Source organism: Paenibacillus sp. FSL H7-0331, assembly GCF_001956045.1.
Genome location: NZ_MRTH01000018.1, coordinates 125,864 through 141,623, shown reverse-complemented (window position 1 = coordinate 141,623; position 15,760 = coordinate 125,864). Strand labels below are relative to the sequence as shown.

Below are 15,760 nucleotides of genomic sequence, written 5' to 3'. Positions count from 1 at the left end.
CCATTAAAAGGAGAGAACCTTATGAAGAAGCTTTTATTAAATTTAACTATCTTAGTAACAGTATTATCGATTGCCGGGTGTGCAGGAAACAACAAGACAGATAACCCAGCAGGGGATAAAGCAGGCTCGGGAGGTGCCAAATCCGAAAACACAGCTGCTTCCGTGACCAAAATTGAATATTGGTATGCGCAAGCCGCTCAGCTAAGCAAAGCAACAGAAGAAATGATCAGTAAATATAATTCCGAACAATCCGCGGTTAAAGTAACTGGAGTGAACTTGGGGGATGGCAGTGCTCTTGCCACCAAGCTGCAAGCCGCCATTCTTGCGGGGAATCAGCCGGCCATCGCAATGCTTGCTACTACGCAAACGTCGGAATTCGGTTTATCCCGTGCACTGGACGATTTAAAAACGTATTTTTCAAAAGAAGAAATTGCTGCTTTTCATCCAGGTATGTTGAATAATGCCTTAATCAAGGATCAATTGCTCGGTATACCTTTTTATCGAAGTACTTTTGTCATGTACTACAACAAAAATATGCTGCGTGACGCAGGGCTTCCAGATGCAGGCCCGAAAAATTGGGAAGAACTTAAATCATTTGCTCTAAAAACGACTGATAAAAACAAATCGGTTGTCGGTTTTGAGATGCCTATTGACGTGATCTTTTTCGAGGATGGAGTGTTTCAGCAAAAAGGTGAAATGTTCTCGCCAGATGAAAAGCAAGTCGCTTTCGACAACGAAGCCGGCTACGCTACAGTCAGGTTATATCAAGACATGATAAAGAACGGCTCCATGAAGATACCGTCCGGTCAGGAATCGAATGCGCATTTATCGGCGATTAACGACTTCATCTCACAGAAAGCCGCAATCATTTTCACAACATCGGCTACACTGCCTACTATGCTTGAGGGAGCAAAGGATAAATTCGAGCTTGGTGTTGGCTTTCTACCGGCAGGGCAGCAGTACGCAGCGAGCACAACTGGGTCCAATCTGACTGTTCTAGCAAAGTCATCAACGCAGGAAAAGAAGGCTGCCGTAGCTTTTATTAAGTGGCTTGCGCAAAAGGAAAATGTGGCTCAATTGAGCGAATTAACAGGGTATATACCAGTGACAAAGGAAGCAAAGGAAAGTGATCGAATCAAACAGCTATGGACTAAAACACCGCAATATCGCGTTGCATATGATCAGCTTGATTTTGCTCGTTCAAGGCCGACGATGAGAGGATACAAGGAAATATCGATTAAAATTCAGGATGAAATCAAAAAAGCTTTGTTGGATCTTACAATTACTCCGGAGGATGCAGTGAAATCGGCAGCAAAACAGGTACAGCAATTACTAGAAGCCCAAAAATGACCCCAAAAGGAGATTTTAGATATGAAAATGTTTTATGATGAGAAGCTTTTCCAAACAGACAAGCGACCATGGGTAGGAGAATTACCACAGACATCGTCAAATGATTTCCAATTTGCTATCATGGGGGATCGTACCGGCTTTGCGATTGAAGGAAAGTTTGAAGAGGCATTAGGGTTGGTCAAGAATATGAACCCGGATTTTATCGTTGCTGTTGGCGATTTGATTGAAGGATACTGGCAGCAAGCAGAAGGCGCTCATCGGGAATGGGACGAGCTTGAAGCACATATTAAAAGTACAGGATTGCCGTTCTTACCGATTGCTGGCAATCATGATTATAGTAGTGTGGTCATGAAGCAGGTTTGGCAGGAACGGAAGGGGATGGATTATTATGCCTTTCGTTATGGGAAGGTTCTATTCTTGGCTCTGAATACGGAAGAACCGCAGCAATCGCTTTCCCCTGAACTTGAACTCGCATTTCGAGAGACAGAAATACTTAGCAAGCGTGAACCGGAAAAAGCTGAAGAGGTGATTCAGGCGCTGCTGTCTAACATTTCCAAGCAACAGGCACAAGATCCAAATACGCATCAACCAAAACCGTGCATCGGGGAGGAACAGTTTGCATTTATTGAAAAAATACTTAATGAGCATCAAGATGCGGATTGGACCTTTGTCATGACACATCGGCCGATATGGAAAACGGATGATACCGTATACGAACGATTGGTCCAATCCTTGAATTCAAGGCCGTATACAATGCTTGCTGGACATTTTCATAAGTTGGAAGTTGAGAAGATAGCTGGCAATCAACATATCCAAATGGGGAGAACTGGCGCCAACAAGCATAAAACTGGATTGGATGAATTTCATCATATTATTTGGGTAGCTGTGAAAAATGGGTTTCCGAGCTTTACGGCCATTAAGCTGGAGGGCACTTTACAGTTAAGTTAGCAATCTACACGATACAAAATTACGTATGGAAACTAATAAGAATCCGGTTAAAGGCTTCTTCCATCGGGAAGAGGTTTTTAACTGCGTTTACATGAGATTGGACAGACCTATGGGGTCAACTTCATCAATTTTGTAAAGTAATTCAGTCCGTGTTCGTCACACTCTCACTCGACAAACGTCCGATTTAATCTTGCCAGCAGCTCCCCGAACTTTTGGCGTTCTTCATCAGACCAGTCCTTGAATAGCTGTGCATGTCGGGCTAGTCGGGCTTTTTTGGCCTCCTTTACTTTACGCATACCTAATTCCGTGACTTGAAAATAACTGGACCTTCCGTCCGTCGGATCGGGCATTCGCTGCACATATCCTTTGGCTTCCAAAAGAGTCGTTTGTCTGCTTATCGTCGATATGTCCAAACGAAATTCGTCAGCTAACGCCTTAACACCAACGGGTCCATTCATGGACAGCTGTGTGAGAAGCGTATAGGTGGATCGATCAAGTCCTCCCAGTTCCTTGTCCAAAGATGTGCGACGGATAAGCACGACTAATTCATAATCGATCAATTCCAGATCCTTTTCTTTCACCTGTACATCATTCCTTTGCATGGCATTGACATTTGGATATGTAGTTGTATAATACAAATACATGAGATGATTGTATCATACAACTACTTACAAATAAACCCGATTATTTACGGGCTCTGTTGGAGAATATAGGGTTAACCAATATCTGCATCATATAAACATGTAGGTGAGAAGGTGGAGGATATTGTGGCTAATAAGGCAGCTGGCAATGCATCGTTTTGGTTCATTATTTTAGCTATTTTTTTCGGAAATTTTATGTCCATGCTTAGTTCGACAACAATCAATGTTGCCTTTCCGATATTTATGAAAGATTTTCACGCCGAGCTCGGCATGGTTCAATGGATGATTACCGGATTTTTGCTGGCTACAGGGGTCGTTGCTCCGGTTGTCGGCTATTTTGGTGACCGGTGGAGCTATAAGCGTTTATATATATTTGCCTTATCCGGCTTTACATTATTCTCAGGCTTATGTACGATCGCATGGAATATTGAATCGTTGGTGTTGTTTCGAATTTTGCAGGGGGTGTTCAGTGGCTTGATTATCCCTACAACAATGACGATGATCTACCAATTTATTGAAAAAGACCGACAGGCATTTGCGATGAGTTTATGGAGCTTATCCTCCATGCTGGCACCGGCTTTTGGACCGACTCTGGGAGGCTGGCTAACTGAATACTTTGGCTGGAGATCTTTATTTTTACTGAATTTACCGATAGGACTTATCGCGATTACCGTTGCTTTCAAGTGCCTTCCTTTTCAACGAGCAAGCAAGTCAAATACATTCGATTTACCTGGTTTTATTACCGTCCTTGTCAGCAGTTCTTTTATTATTCTTGCATTTAGCGAAGGAAATGGCTGGGGCTGGACCTCCTGGAAAACATGTTCGTTTCTGATCGTTGGGGCAGCGACTTTGGTATATTTCATTCGCCGTGAGCTTTCCTTGAAAGAACCGTTGCTCAACCTGCGCGTTTTTCATACCAACCGTTTCACGTACAGCTTGATTATTAATTGCATTATTACGGCTTCGTTATATTCGGGAACCTTTTTAATTCCGGTGTTTCTGCAGGATATTCAGCAATCGACAGCTTTGAACACGGCTTTGGTGCTGCTGCCTGGTTCTATGGTTATGGCTTTCTTTTCTCCGATTGTCGGAAAGCTGTATACCAAGATAGGTCCTTTCTGGTTGATTCTAAGTGGTATTGTACTGCTGATCGTATCGACTTGGGAGTTAAGTCATATCACGCTCCAGGCTACTCATGTGTATGTGGCCACTTGGATGACAATTCGTTATGTAGGGATTGCCTTGGCATTTATGCCTGTCATGAATGCAGGGATGTCTGCTATTCCCAAGGAGAATTCAGGACATGCTTCCTCTGTGACGAACTGGGTGCGCCAAGCAACAGGAGCGTTATCCATTGGAGTTTTCAGTTCTTTGCTCGCGGCCAGATCGTTGACTCACCAGAAAGAGCTGAGTACTGGAGCGTCGGCAGGTGCCCAACTCGTGAGAGAGCAGGGGATGACCTTAGGGGTGCAGGATGTTTTTATGACGGCGACCATCATTTGTATTGTTGCTATTCCGTTGACCTTTTTATTAAAAGAAAGGCGCAAGAAAGCACACTCCCTGACCGAGTAAGGTGGGCATTTCTCTGTTGTTTCCACTCACTACATTTCTCTCTGAATATTTTTAAAGCGTCCAATCACATGACATTTGACTAACATAACCTACAGAATGGAAGTCGGAAGGAGGGATTGACATGGGTGCACTCGGAGTTGGTGAAAGTTGTGCCGGCTATGGCTTTGGCACTTCTACAGGTGCGATTCTTGTACTGTTTATATTGTTGGTAATCATTACCGGCGCATTTCTTTACTAATTTCTCGGACCACCCGCCTTCATGTTCTTTGAAGGCGTTTTTTGCTGTAGGGAAGGGACAACCCTGCTTAAGTTATTTGCTACCCTTGAATGTCGATAAGTTCATCGTTATAATTGGAATATCTTTCTATATGAGGTGAGATCGATGTCATTCCGTAGCGTTCGAAACAACGTATGAACCCATTAGAATATAAGAACTTTTACGATAAGGTTGGAAGATTAAACGGTTGGGATTTTAGTCAACTGAAGGTGGTATCCGAGGGAAAGCAGTGGGATTTTTACAATGAAGTTACCCAAAGATGCAAGAAGTCTGATTTACTGCTGGATATCGGGACTGGTGGAGGTGAAAGATTGCTATCCATCTCCGAATCTGCTCTGCTGCTAGTAGGAATCGACAATTCGAATGGTATGGTGCAAACGGCTGCTGCTAATTTGCACAAGTCCAATAAATCCAATGTACGCTTCTTGCAGATGGATGCAGCAAATCTGGAGTTCCCTTCAAGCTTTTTTAATATGGTAACATGTCAGCATTCGCATTTCTGTTCAGAAGAGGTAGCCAAAGTATTAGTACAAGAGGGTTGGTTTCTCACCCAACAAGTAAGCAATAACGATAAATTTAACATAAAACAAGCTTTTGGCAGGGGACAGCAATTTGGAGCTGACGAAGGGATTTTAAAAGATAAGTACCTATCAGAGTTAGCAAGGGCTGGCTTTACTGAAATTCAGTTCTATGAATACGATGCAACAGAATATTACGAGTCGTATGAAGATTTGGTATTTCTTTTGAAATACACTCCGATTATTCCCGATTTTGGGGCATGTGATGATGATTTCAACATCCTTCAGAAATTTATAGCAGACAATCAAACCGCGCAAGGAATAAGGACGAATTCGAACCGCTTCATGTTAATCGCAAGGAAATAACGAGCAAGACGATTCAAGTTAAGTACAAAGGCTGCTCATAATAGTAGTCTTTTTTGCGTTAACAAGAGACATGATGCCATACCCTTAGAACAAGTAGGTATTATATTAAGATCATCTTAAGAGTTTTCGTTAAATGGGTATGCTATGCTAATATAGAGAATCCGCAACTGCAGGATCTTTGCGAGGTAGATAGAGGATCAGGAGGGCTTGATATGTTCGGAGGCACCATTCTCCTAGTTGACGATGAAAAGGAAATTGTCGATCTCCTGGAGATTTATTTGAAAAATGAAGGGTTTATTTTATTGAAAGCAAGTAATGGTATTGAGGCCTTGGAGATATTGAATTCTCAGCACGTCGATTTAATTATTCTGGATGTGATGATGCCACAAATGGACGGTATTGAAGCTTGTATGAAAATCCGGGAAGAAAAGCATATGCCGATTATTATGCTCTCAGCCAAGAGCCAGGAAATGGACAAAATAACGGGACTCAGCATTGGTGCAGATGATTATGTGGTCAAACCGTTCAGTCCGCTTGAAATCACGGCTCGTGTCAAATCCCAGCTTAGGAGGTATAGGCAGCTTAACGTTTCGTCCATCAAAAACGATAATGAAATCATTATTGACGATCTCGTCATTAATATTGCAACGCACAAAGTGAGCATTGATCACAATGAAGTCAGGCTGACACCACGGGAATTCGCCATCCTGCAGGTGCTTGCAAGAAACCGGGGAATTGTACTCAGCATGGAGAAAATTTACGAAAATGTCTGGAACGAGCCCTTCTGGGAATCGAACAATACTATCATGGTACATATCCGCAAAATTCGTGAAAAAATCGAAAAAGATCCAAGCAATCCTCAATATATTAAAACCGTGTGGGGAATTGGTTATACGATTGAGTAGGGACGAGAGACTGGGCAGGGAGAGACTGTTATTGAAAAATAAATTTATTTATACGATGCGTTGGAAGTTTATATACGTGTTTGTGCTCAGTATTGTACTTGCGGCTATAACCGTGTTTCTCAGCTATCGAATTTTGCTTGCTTTGATATATGTGAAGCCGTTTACGACTCCTGTTAGATGGGTGGTCAATAACATTGGTTCCACTCCCGTAATGGTTGTCATCGGCGGCTTTTTGTTCCTGTTCTTTTTCTTTATCTTTAGTAGAAAAATCATAGGCTATCTGGAGGAAATTACGCTGGGTCTTCAGGAGATAGCCAAAGGAAACCTCAGCTACGAAATTGTCGCAAGATCGTCGGATGAATTGGGCGTAGTGGTGGATAACATTAACCAGATGACGAGAAAGCTGCGCAAATCGATTGAGGAAGAAAGAATCGCTGAACGAACTAAGAATGAATTAATTACCGGGGTTTCTCACGACCTGCGGACACCGCTTACCTCAATATTAGGCTATCTCGAATTGATTGAATCAGACCGATATAAGGATGAGGTAGAGCTTCGGTATTATACGAATATAGCCTACGAAAAAACGAAAAATTTAAAAAAACTAATTGATTACTTATTTGATTATACTTCCCTGCATGGTAATGATCCCGTTCTGAAGAAGACCAAAATTAACATGTACGGTTTTTTAAAACAGCTTGCGGAAGAGTTTATACCGGCTTTAACGAAAGCAGGAATGTCTTACCGCTTGGCTTCTGATGATGAAATGGTGTACATCCATGCCGATGGAAATCAATTGGTACGTGCTTATGAAAATTTAATTTCCAATGCGATTCGCTACGGTAGGGAAGGCAAATACGTCGATATTCAGATCAGAACAAGCAGTAGTGAAGCCATCGTGGAAATTATTAATTATGGAGAAGTCATTCCTCAAATGGACTTGCCTTATATATTCGAAAGATTTTATCGTGCTGAGAAATCAAGATCTTCGCAAACAGGAGGCACCGGGCTCGGGTTGGCCATTGCTAAAAGCATTATTGAAGTGCATGGCGGTCAAATCGCTGTACATAGCAATAGAAGCATGACCGTTTTTGAAACGAGGTTTCCACTGCTTACAGGTAATTCTTAATAATTATTAAGAATGACTTAAGCGGTTCATAAGCGGCCGCATATGAGATCTAAAGATTTGGCTAGTATACTCTTGATTATACAAGTGATAAAAAATTTGAAATCGAGGTGTAGGATGTCACGTAATTGGATTTTATTCGTAGCTGTGATCGTCATGTTGGGTATCGGAGGAAGCTGGCTGTACAACAAAGGAATGAAAGGAGATACCCCGTTGGCAGCGGCGCCGCAGCGTCAGGAGCCCAAGAAGGTCGAATCGGTGGACAAGCTTCAGGATAGTTATGACGTGGTTGTTGTTGGTACAGATCCGGAAGGTATTAGTGCAGCCGTCTCTGCAGCGCGCAATGGATTGAAAACCTTATTAATAGAAAGCAGAGATCGTGAAGTATTGGGAGGCTTGATGACGGTAGGCTGGTTAAACAGTATTGATATGAACTGGGTGAAGCCTAAATCCAACTTGCCGGGAAACACACAGGCCTACTTGAATCAAGGAATTTTTACCGAATGGTACAAACAAATAGAAGGCCATTCGTTTGATATCGAGACAGCAGCTAATGGTTTCTATGGGCTGGTTAGCTCGGAAGAGAACATCGATGTGTTCATGCAATCACAGACGATTGAGCCTATCGTTAAGCAAAATGACAAGTCCCGTGTGGTTATTGGGGTTAAGGTTACAACCAAGGACGGTAAACAGCATCATATAGAGGCCAAAGCTGTTATTGATGCCACTCAGGATGCTGACTTCGCCGCTGCTGCTGGCGTCGAATTTACAATAGGACGCGAAGATTTGGGTGATATCCAATCTGCGATGGCGGTTACGGCTGTGTTTCGTTTGAAAAATATCGATGCCAAAGCATGGGAGCTCATCTCCAAACGGCTAAATGAAGATGGGAACGACGGCACAGGAACAGACAAAATGTCTGCCTGGGGATACGGGACTGAGATGAAATCATACGTGCCTCTGAACAAGGAACGTGCCATGATGCGCGGGCTTAACATTGGCAGGCAAAATGACGATACGATTTTAATTAATGCGCTGCATATTTTTGGTATTGATGGATTAAACCCGGATTCGCACAAGGAAGCATTGGACATTGCCCATGAGGAAATACCCAATGTCGTTAAATATTTAAATACATTCCCGGAATTCAAGAATGCCGAGCTGGATGGAATCGCCTCTGAGCTTTATGTTCGAGAAACCCGACATATGAAAGGCTTATACCGCTTAAGTATTATTGATTTACTGGAAAATCGGGATCAGTGGGACAGAATAGCCTTCGGCTCCTACCCTGCGGATATCCAAAAAACTTCACCAGCAGATAACGGTGCCATTCCTGTTGATCCCTGGAGATATGCTGTACCATTCCGCAGTATCGTGCCGCAAGCTGTTGACGGATTGCTCGTGGTGGGACGTTCTGCCAGTTATGATACGTTGGCACACGGAAGCGCTCGTGTCATTCCGACTGGAATGGCGGAAGGCCAAGCAGCTGGTGTTGCCGTAAAGCTTGCCAAGGATCATAACGTTACCTTCCACGAGTTATCCGAATCGAAGCCGTTGATTGCGGAAATGCAAAAGCAAATGAACGACCAAGGAATGGATATAAAGCCGTATACCTTGAATCAACCGTCCTTTATGGAGCATAAGGCTTATCCTGGTCTTAAAGCAGCCGTATATATGGGGCTTGCTTACGGCTCTTACGGCAACACGGCCTTTGATTTGGACAAGGCATCTAATGCTCAAAGGATGGTTAATCAGATCAATAATATGAAACGGATCTACGCGGCTAATTTTACGGGTGTTCCTTCTGAAGCATTAAAAGGTATGACAGAACCAGCTAATAAACCTTTAAACTTGCAGCAAGCAAGCTTTACGTTAGTGAAAGCACTCGGCTTAAACACAAACTTAGATGGAGCGCAAGCTGAACTTCAATCTAAAGGGATCATCAGCCAAGCTACCGTCGATAGTATCGCAGATAAACAGAATTTAACCAATGGGGATGCTTTTATGCTGCTCAAGGATGCAGTAAGCAGCATAGTTGGTAAGCAGTTCTAGCATGAGGAGCTGCCTCTCCAGTAGTTTTGTAGCTACTGGAGAGGCAGCTATTTTGCTGTCATCACTCTTTTTTACATTGAAAAAGGTCGAGCAGAGGGATTCAATTGCCTCTAGACTCAACCTTGTGGTTCAACATGGTTGGATGATGAAAGCTCTACATATTCGATAAATCGTTTGGCCGCTGGTGACACATAGTGGTCTTTTCTCCATTTCAGACCAATCTCCCAGTACCAGCCTTCATCCGTAATTGGAATCCAGACGAGCCCGTCCAGCATCAGCCCCAATGTTTTGGGAAGTACGGATACGCCGAGATCTGCCTTAATAAATCCCGCGACCGTGATTAGATCTTCAGCATCGTAAGTTGAGGTTAGCACAAAACCGGTATTTTGAAAACGGGACAAGATGGTGGCTTTCAACCCACAGTTGTTTTTGAGGCCTACGAAGGGCTCTCCTGATAGCTCCGCCAGACTTAATGCAGAATCACCAGCAAAACGGTGCCGAGAAGAGACGACGATGTATAAAGGCATAGTGTGGATGACGATCCATTGATGATTGTCAATAATCGATTCCTTCGAGGTAATCATTAAATCCGATAGTCCTTGTTCCAAATGCTCGTCAATATCTCCGAGATTTCCTTGCGTCAATTCGAAACGAACGTTAGGATGGTTCAATTGGTAAGTTTTCACAAGGGTGGGAACCAGATCAACACCCAGAATATTAAGGTATGAGATGGAGATGACACCTGTATCGGGATTGGACCATTCCTCGATTTCCTGCATACCGTTCTCAATATTGTGCATGGCCTGTTCAATCCATTTCGAGAACATCTGTCCATACCGATTAAGCTTAATATTTCGGCCGTTGCGTTCAAATAAAGGAACGTTTAATTCGTTTTCAAGCTTGGAAATAGCATGGCTTAATGCGGGCTGCGTAATACGGAGTGCTTTAGAAGCCATAGTCATATGTTGAAGCCGTGCAACCGTCAAAAAATATTCCAATTGGGTAAGTTCCAATAGTCCGCCTCTTTTATATGAATATTATTAATCAATTTCATTATTATTATAAATTGGACGCTATGAAAGGGTCAAGTGTAAACTAACTTTGAAGTTAATTCAATCCGGGTGCATAACCCAAAATTACAGGAGGCTATACAATGAACAAATCATATACAAATCAGTTGAATGAATTTGAAGGCAAAAAGGTACTTGTCACAGGTGGTACAAAAGGAATGGGTCAAGCCGTTGTCAAACGACTATCTACTGCTGGCGCAACCGTCATGACAACCGCGCGATCTTTACCTGCCGATTTGGCAGAAACCTATCTGTTCGTTCAAGCGGATTTGTCAACATCGGATGGTGTCGACAAGGTTATTCAAGGGGTTAAAGAGCGGCTCGGTGGTGTAGATATTGTGGTTCATTGCGTCGGTGGATCCACCACACCACCCGGAGGAGCGCTCGTCCTGACCGACGAAGACTGGCTTCATGCGTTGAATTGGAATCTTCTTGCCGCTGTTAGGCTGGACCGCGGGTTGCTGCCACTGATGGTAGAGAAAGGCTCCGGCGTCATTCTTCATTTCACGTCAATCCAAAGACGAATGCCTCTATATGAAACGACATTGGCTTATGCGGCGGCGAAGGCTGCTCTTGCCAACTACAGCAAAGGTTTGTCCAACGAGTTCTCTCCACGAGGAATACGTATAAACACACTATCACCAGGTTTTATTCAAACTGAGGCCGCAGATGCGATGATTGATCGAATTGCAACCACAGCTGGGAGCAGAGAAAGTGCGCTGAATCAGTTAATGGACTCACTCGGTGGCATTCCACTTGGCCGCCCGGGACTTCCGGAAGAAGTTGCCGAGCTGGTTGCATTTCTGGTATCCGACCGTGCGTCATCGATTACAGGGAGCGAATATGTTATTGATGGAGGCACGATTCCAACCGTGTAATATCCTATAAATCAACACATATTTTACTGGATTTATAGCAAACTATTCAGAGGAGAAGGCGGCATTTGGATGTCAATATACGAACGAACAAGCGGTAGAAGCAGCTTTATATAATGAAGAAAGGGGGTATACCCTTGGCAGAAAAAAGCATCATGGCTTACTTTCATTCACCTGATGATGCAAATCGACTGCTTCCCAAGCTTAAGGAGCTTGGAACCATTGATGTTCAGGTTGCTAGGATTGGTCAATTCCAGGGTGACGGTGTGAGTGAAACGTTTAATCCATTAACGGGCGGTTTTCCTGGTTTAAGCTTTCTAACATTAAATAATGAGAGCCCAGGGATTGACGAAGGCATCTTGGCAGCGGCAGACGTTGATGCCAGCGGACTAAGTGCTCCTCGTTCAGAGGATGGGTATTATGATTATAACGGGGTACGTAATATGGATATTTTGCTTACGGTGGTTATAGAGGAGCAAGCTTATGAACAGGCACAACGGATCGTCCGTGAGGGTGGAGGCTACTTTTAACCTAACAAAGTGAACAGTATACCATCATAGAGTAGTAAAAATGCCCTTTACCTTCATGGTCGAGGGCATTTTGTCTGCTGACTGTGAAGTTTCATTTTATAGACCGTAAAGGGGTCCTACCCCATGCCCATCAAGCTAAGAACAAAGAAAAAGGACCAGATGCTACTGTTCGTCACTTGATCCAAATCAATTAGCTTAGAACTGAACTTTGTACAGACTTAAATAAGCCTTGGTGGCTTCGTTTTAAGAATTTCAATTTCCTAGGCAGCAGATCGTGATTTCTGTTTACAATTCATCAGCAAAAGCCTGCGCATTTGAAACATGAGAGAAGAACTCAGCAAAATGGCGATCTACTGCCCGTATACATGACATTCAAAGCGTTCAGTTTTGATCGGCTTGCACCGGTCAATAAGATGGACTTCCACGTTTTAAATAAAATCTCGATTTGCCAGCGTAGGGAATACAGGTCATGGACATGCTCTTAGATATTGATGGCACTTCAACGCTTTGATCGTTCTTTATAGGTTACGTTTTTCTTTTTCTCTTGTTTAGCAGGCATCGGGAGCCGCTTTTTTGAGTCTGTTCTTCCGTAAGTTTGTAAATAAGAAGCCGTGTGTGAAATTTTTTATAAAGACCCAGATACACATCGGAAAGTTCCACCATTTCTTCAGATTGAAGACGATTCATAATAGCTTCCAGTTCGATTTCTTTGTACAATGATTGCTTTTATTACCCTGCCATCTTTGAATGGTTCAACTTCCTTATTTTGTTCATATACGTGGACATTCAATTTTAACCGCGAAACATAAAAAGCTCCTCGCTGCTCTATTTCTTCAAAGTCTTCTAAACAAAAGTAGCCCATATCTCGAATACAAAGATCGTTCATTTCCACCGTTTTCGCTCGTTTTGAGCCATATAGACCGTCGTTGTTTTATTCGGGGCCAACATCCACTTGTAAGAATTCTCCGGTTTTCAACTCGTCTTCGAGTTGTATTTTCATGCCAGCCGTATGAGAACTTCCTCGGGATCCCTGATAACGGTCGGCATAGGGGTCTGGAAGTTGAAAAACAGTCGAATCCAGGATACGGATCCGATGAAAATAGGAGTTACATTCACAAGGCAGCGAAAAGGAAGTCGAGATTTATTCTTGGAGAAGCGTTGAAAAAAGGGATTGAAGGAAGGCAACTGCAGAAGGATTGAACCTCTGGTTCAATCCTTCTGCGCTCATCGAAAGCTGATTGGAGGCATTAAGTTGGCTACATAATCGTGCTAGGGGAGTCACAGCTACATGATCATTTAAAAAGACACATAAGGAAACTAAATCCTGCGCGGTATATTTGCTCTTTCGTTGGACGAAGCCAGCTTTTAATTATGCTTGATGTAGAAAGGATAGCTTATTTTTCCAGTTTGGGGTATAGATTCATCTTAGCTTGATGGGCATGGGGTCCTACCAACATTTTAACGAAAATATACGCTAAGCAGTCTTTTCTTGCTCTAAGCCCAATAGTCCGAACGGTTTAACCCAGATCACCGGTCTCACTCAACTTCCTGTTGTCAGCGGCCGTAATGAATTGAGAGACGTATTCTGCCTGAAATATTCATTCTTTTCCTCGGCCATCACGGACTTCTAATGGCTGGAAAAACAACTGACAAATAATATAGTAATATTTACGATATAAAGAGATGAAGATATATCCTTCGTCTAGCATTTTGCAAATAAATATATAATAGAACATATTTTGCATTGGAAAATAGCAAGTTTGTGAGTTTTTTGTGAGAAGTGATTGTTATATTAGAATACATATCCATATAAACATGGATAAAAAAATAGAAAAAGGTGAGAGAAATGGCGCGCATATTGAAGCGCATGCTGATCTTCGGTCTGGTAATGGTTTGGGCATTCGCCGGATTGCAGGCAGCACCTGCGCAGGCAGCAACCGAGTGGAAGGATGTAAGCAGCATTAACGAAGGAGGATCCATATCAGGCATTACTATCGCTGCATACGGCGGCAGTCCTTATGCCGCCTATATTCAGAATGAAAACAACACCCCCAGGCTGAAGGTTAAAAAGTTTAATGGAAGCACCTGGGAACCGGTAGGCAGCGAATACATTTCAGACGACAATTATAGCCACATCTATGATGTCAAAATGAGCATCAGTCAAGGGATCGTCTATGTTGCCTACACGGCTCATACGTCTCTGACTAATAAATTGTACGTGAAAAAGTATGACGGAAGCTCATGGAGCATGGCAGGAAACGGCATTTTTGATGTAGGCAGCACGGCAAGAAATATGTTCTCTCTTTATGCTGACGAAGGCGTTCCTTATATTTCTTATTCGACGGGAAAAGTGACCGTTATGAAATTGGAGAACGAGACCTGGAATATGGTCGGGGGCGCAACGCTAGGCCAGCAAACTCAAGCTAACGACCTGTATGTCTACCAAGGAATACCTTATGTGGTTTATCAAGAGGTCAGTCCCTATAGCATTGTAGCGGAAAAGCTGAACGGTAATACATGGGAGAGAGTAGGAGGCACATATGCCCAGGTTCAGTTACCGTCGAGCCACCCTTATTTTGTTGATTTTGTGCAATATCCCAAAATTTACATCGACAACGGAACGCCTTACGTTGCCTACAATCATCAAAATTCTTCAAACAACCAGTATGTTAACGTACGGAAATACAACGGAAGCGAATGGGAAAGCGTAGGTGCAGCCAATTTTTCGGAAATGTCGCCCATGAACATCAACTTCACAAAGGCAAAGGATTCGTTATACGTATCCTATTACACGATTGAAATACAGGGCTCACAATTCGTTATAAAAACATTCATCCATCAGTATGTAAACGGGAACTGGACGATTATCGGCAACAATGGGGCATTTCCCAATAGCACGGGAGATCTCCCTCTTTATGGAAACAACAGCGCGATTTATGCCGCATACAGCACTTACGATGTTGCCAGTCCGATTTCGGCCCAATTGGTGCTCAAGGCAATTCCGTTTGGACTGCAAGTAAGCACCTTCACTCCGTCCGCGAACGCGACAGGTGTTCCACTGAAGACAGGACTGAGTCTCACCTTCAGTGAGAACGTAACGGCAGTGAACGGGAAAAGCATCGTGATCCGCAAATCGTCAGATAACAGCGAGGTGGAGAGAATCGGGGTTAATGATGCGCAGAAGGTGAGCATTTTGGGAAATACGGTTAAAATTCAGCCCAAACTACTGGGGAGCGGTACCCATTATGATGTATATATTGAGGCAGGGGCGTTTCAGAATCAGGACGGCAGCACCTACGAAGGGATATCTTCCCCCGGCGTATGGAGCTTTACGACTCTTGTTAAGGGAGATATGAACGGGGACGGAAAGGTTATGCCTGCAGATATACTTCTTGTCAATCAATATATATTGGGGAAAATCTCTTTGACTGCCGAGCAACTCGAAATAGCCGATATGAACGGCGATGGAGTAGTAGATACGGCAGACACGGCGATCATGATGAACATTTACCTAGGAAGGCAGTGAAATA

14 protein-coding genes and 1 pseudogene are annotated in these 15,760 nt (G+C 43.2%); 11 read left to right on the top strand and 4 right to left on the bottom strand.

Annotated elements, in window-relative coordinates; genetic code table 11:
* The first annotated feature begins 21 nt into the window (after positions 1-21).
* On the top strand, positions 22-1,350 hold the full coding sequence (locus tag BK127_RS24665) for an ABC transporter substrate-binding protein (protein ID WP_076234171.1): 1,329 nt from the start codon (positions 22-24) through the stop codon (positions 1,348-1,350).
* Positions 1,351-1,371: 21 nt separating this feature from the next.
* A complete protein-coding gene (locus tag BK127_RS24660; protein ID WP_076234170.1) occupies positions 1,372-2,298 on the top strand; it encodes a metallophosphoesterase family protein in 927 nt (308 codons plus the stop codon).
* Between the two features lie 164 nt (positions 2,299-2,462).
* Here BK127_RS24660 and BK127_RS24655 read toward each other — a convergent pair whose 3' ends face one another.
* The gene (locus BK127_RS24655; RefSeq protein WP_083689554.1) at positions 2,463-2,879 is read right to left on the bottom strand and encodes a MarR family winged helix-turn-helix transcriptional regulator; all 417 of its coding nucleotides are present in this window, start codon (positions 2,877-2,879) and stop codon (positions 2,463-2,465) included.
* Between the two features lie 186 nt (positions 2,880-3,065).
* Between BK127_RS24655 and BK127_RS24650 the strand changes: the two genes are divergently transcribed.
* From BK127_RS24650 to BK127_RS24630, 6 genes are all read left to right on the top strand, one after another.
* Positions 3,066-4,511 (top strand): MDR family MFS transporter, encoded by a 1,446-nt coding sequence (locus BK127_RS24650; protein WP_256711432.1) that lies wholly within the window; start codon positions 3,066-3,068, stop codon positions 4,509-4,511.
* A gap of 121 nt (positions 4,512-4,632) precedes the next feature.
* Positions 4,633-4,749, top strand: coding sequence for a sporulation protein YjcZ (locus BK127_RS42565; RefSeq protein ID WP_083689548.1), 117 nt, complete (start codon positions 4,633-4,635; stop codon positions 4,747-4,749).
* Between the two features lie 173 nt (positions 4,750-4,922).
* Positions 4,923-5,672: a class I SAM-dependent methyltransferase gene (locus BK127_RS24645; RefSeq protein ID WP_076234168.1), complete on the top strand. Its 750-nt coding sequence runs from the start codon at positions 4,923-4,925 to the stop codon at positions 5,670-5,672.
* 212 nt (positions 5,673-5,884) lie between these two features.
* The gene (locus tag BK127_RS24640; protein WP_076234167.1) at positions 5,885-6,577 is read left to right on the top strand and encodes a response regulator transcription factor; all 693 of its coding nucleotides are present in this window, start codon (positions 5,885-5,887) and stop codon (positions 6,575-6,577) included.
* A gap of 31 nt (positions 6,578-6,608) precedes the next feature.
* Positions 6,609-7,706 carry a sensor histidine kinase gene (locus BK127_RS24635; RefSeq protein WP_076234166.1) on the top strand — a complete coding sequence of 366 codons (1,098 nt, stop codon included), beginning with the start codon at positions 6,609-6,611 and terminating at the stop codon, positions 7,704-7,706.
* A 114-nt stretch (positions 7,707-7,820) separates the two neighbouring features.
* Positions 7,821-9,755 (top strand): FAD-dependent oxidoreductase, encoded by a 1,935-nt coding sequence (locus BK127_RS24630; RefSeq protein ID WP_076234165.1) that lies wholly within the window; start codon positions 7,821-7,823, stop codon positions 9,753-9,755.
* A 116-nt stretch (positions 9,756-9,871) separates the two neighbouring features.
* Here BK127_RS24630 and BK127_RS24625 read toward each other — a convergent pair whose 3' ends face one another.
* Positions 9,872-10,768: a LysR family transcriptional regulator gene (locus tag BK127_RS24625; protein WP_076234164.1), complete on the bottom strand. Its 897-nt coding sequence runs from the start codon at positions 10,766-10,768 to the stop codon at positions 9,872-9,874.
* Between the two features lie 140 nt (positions 10,769-10,908).
* Here BK127_RS24625 and BK127_RS24620 point away from each other — a divergent pair, with 140 nt between their 5' ends.
* Both BK127_RS24620 and BK127_RS24615 read left to right on the top strand, forming a co-directional pair.
* Positions 10,909-11,703 (top strand): SDR family oxidoreductase, encoded by a 795-nt coding sequence (locus BK127_RS24620; protein ID WP_076234163.1) that lies wholly within the window; start codon positions 10,909-10,911, stop codon positions 11,701-11,703.
* Positions 11,704-11,837: 134 nt separating this feature from the next.
* Positions 11,838-12,230 (top strand): hypothetical protein, encoded by a 393-nt coding sequence (locus tag BK127_RS24615; RefSeq protein ID WP_083689547.1) that lies wholly within the window; start codon positions 11,838-11,840, stop codon positions 12,228-12,230.
* A 334-nt stretch (positions 12,231-12,564) separates the two neighbouring features.
* Here the strand turns inward: BK127_RS24615 and BK127_RS45725 are convergent.
* Together BK127_RS45725 and BK127_RS45720 are read right to left on the bottom strand one after the other, a co-directional pair.
* A pseudogene (locus tag BK127_RS45725) lies at positions 12,565-12,699 on the bottom strand (hypothetical protein); the annotation flags it as partial.
* Between the two features lie 198 nt (positions 12,700-12,897).
* Entirely contained in the window at positions 12,898-13,116 is a 219-nt protein-coding gene (locus BK127_RS45720; RefSeq protein WP_076234162.1) for a transposase, read from the bottom strand.
* Positions 13,117-14,076: 960 nt separating this feature from the next.
* Here BK127_RS45720 and BK127_RS24600 point away from each other — a divergent pair.
* Entirely contained in the window at positions 14,077-15,756 is a 1,680-nt protein-coding gene (locus BK127_RS24600; RefSeq protein ID WP_076234161.1) for a dockerin type I domain-containing protein, read from the top strand.
* Positions 15,757-15,760: the final 4 nt, after the last annotated feature.

Excerpts from the sequence above, each read along its gene's own strand:
- BK127_RS24665 (WP_076234171.1), top strand. The coding sequence starts at position 22 with ATGAAGAAGCTTTTATTAAATTTAACTATCTTAGTAACAGTATTATCG.
- BK127_RS24645 (WP_076234168.1), top strand. The coding sequence starts at position 4,923 with ATGAACCCATTAGAATATAAGAACTTTTACGATAAGGTTGGAAGATTA.
- BK127_RS24600 (WP_076234161.1), top strand. The coding sequence starts at position 14,077 with ATGGCGCGCATATTGAAGCGCATGCTGATCTTCGGTCTGGTAATGGTT.
- BK127_RS24620 (WP_076234163.1), top strand. The coding sequence starts at position 10,909 with ATGAACAAATCATATACAAATCAGTTGAATGAATTTGAAGGCAAAAAG.
- BK127_RS24640 (WP_076234167.1), top strand. The coding sequence starts at position 5,885 with ATGTTCGGAGGCACCATTCTCCTAGTTGACGATGAAAAGGAAATTGTC.
- BK127_RS42565 (WP_083689548.1), top strand. The coding sequence starts at position 4,633 with ATGGGTGCACTCGGAGTTGGTGAAAGTTGTGCCGGCTATGGCTTTGGC.
- BK127_RS24660 (WP_076234170.1), top strand. The coding sequence starts at position 1,372 with ATGAAAATGTTTTATGATGAGAAGCTTTTCCAAACAGACAAGCGACCA.
- BK127_RS45720 (WP_076234162.1), bottom strand. The coding sequence starts at position 13,116 with ATGAACGATCTTTGTATTCGAGATATGGGCTACTTTTGTTTAGAAGAC.
- BK127_RS24630 (WP_076234165.1), top strand. The coding sequence starts at position 7,821 with ATGTCACGTAATTGGATTTTATTCGTAGCTGTGATCGTCATGTTGGGT.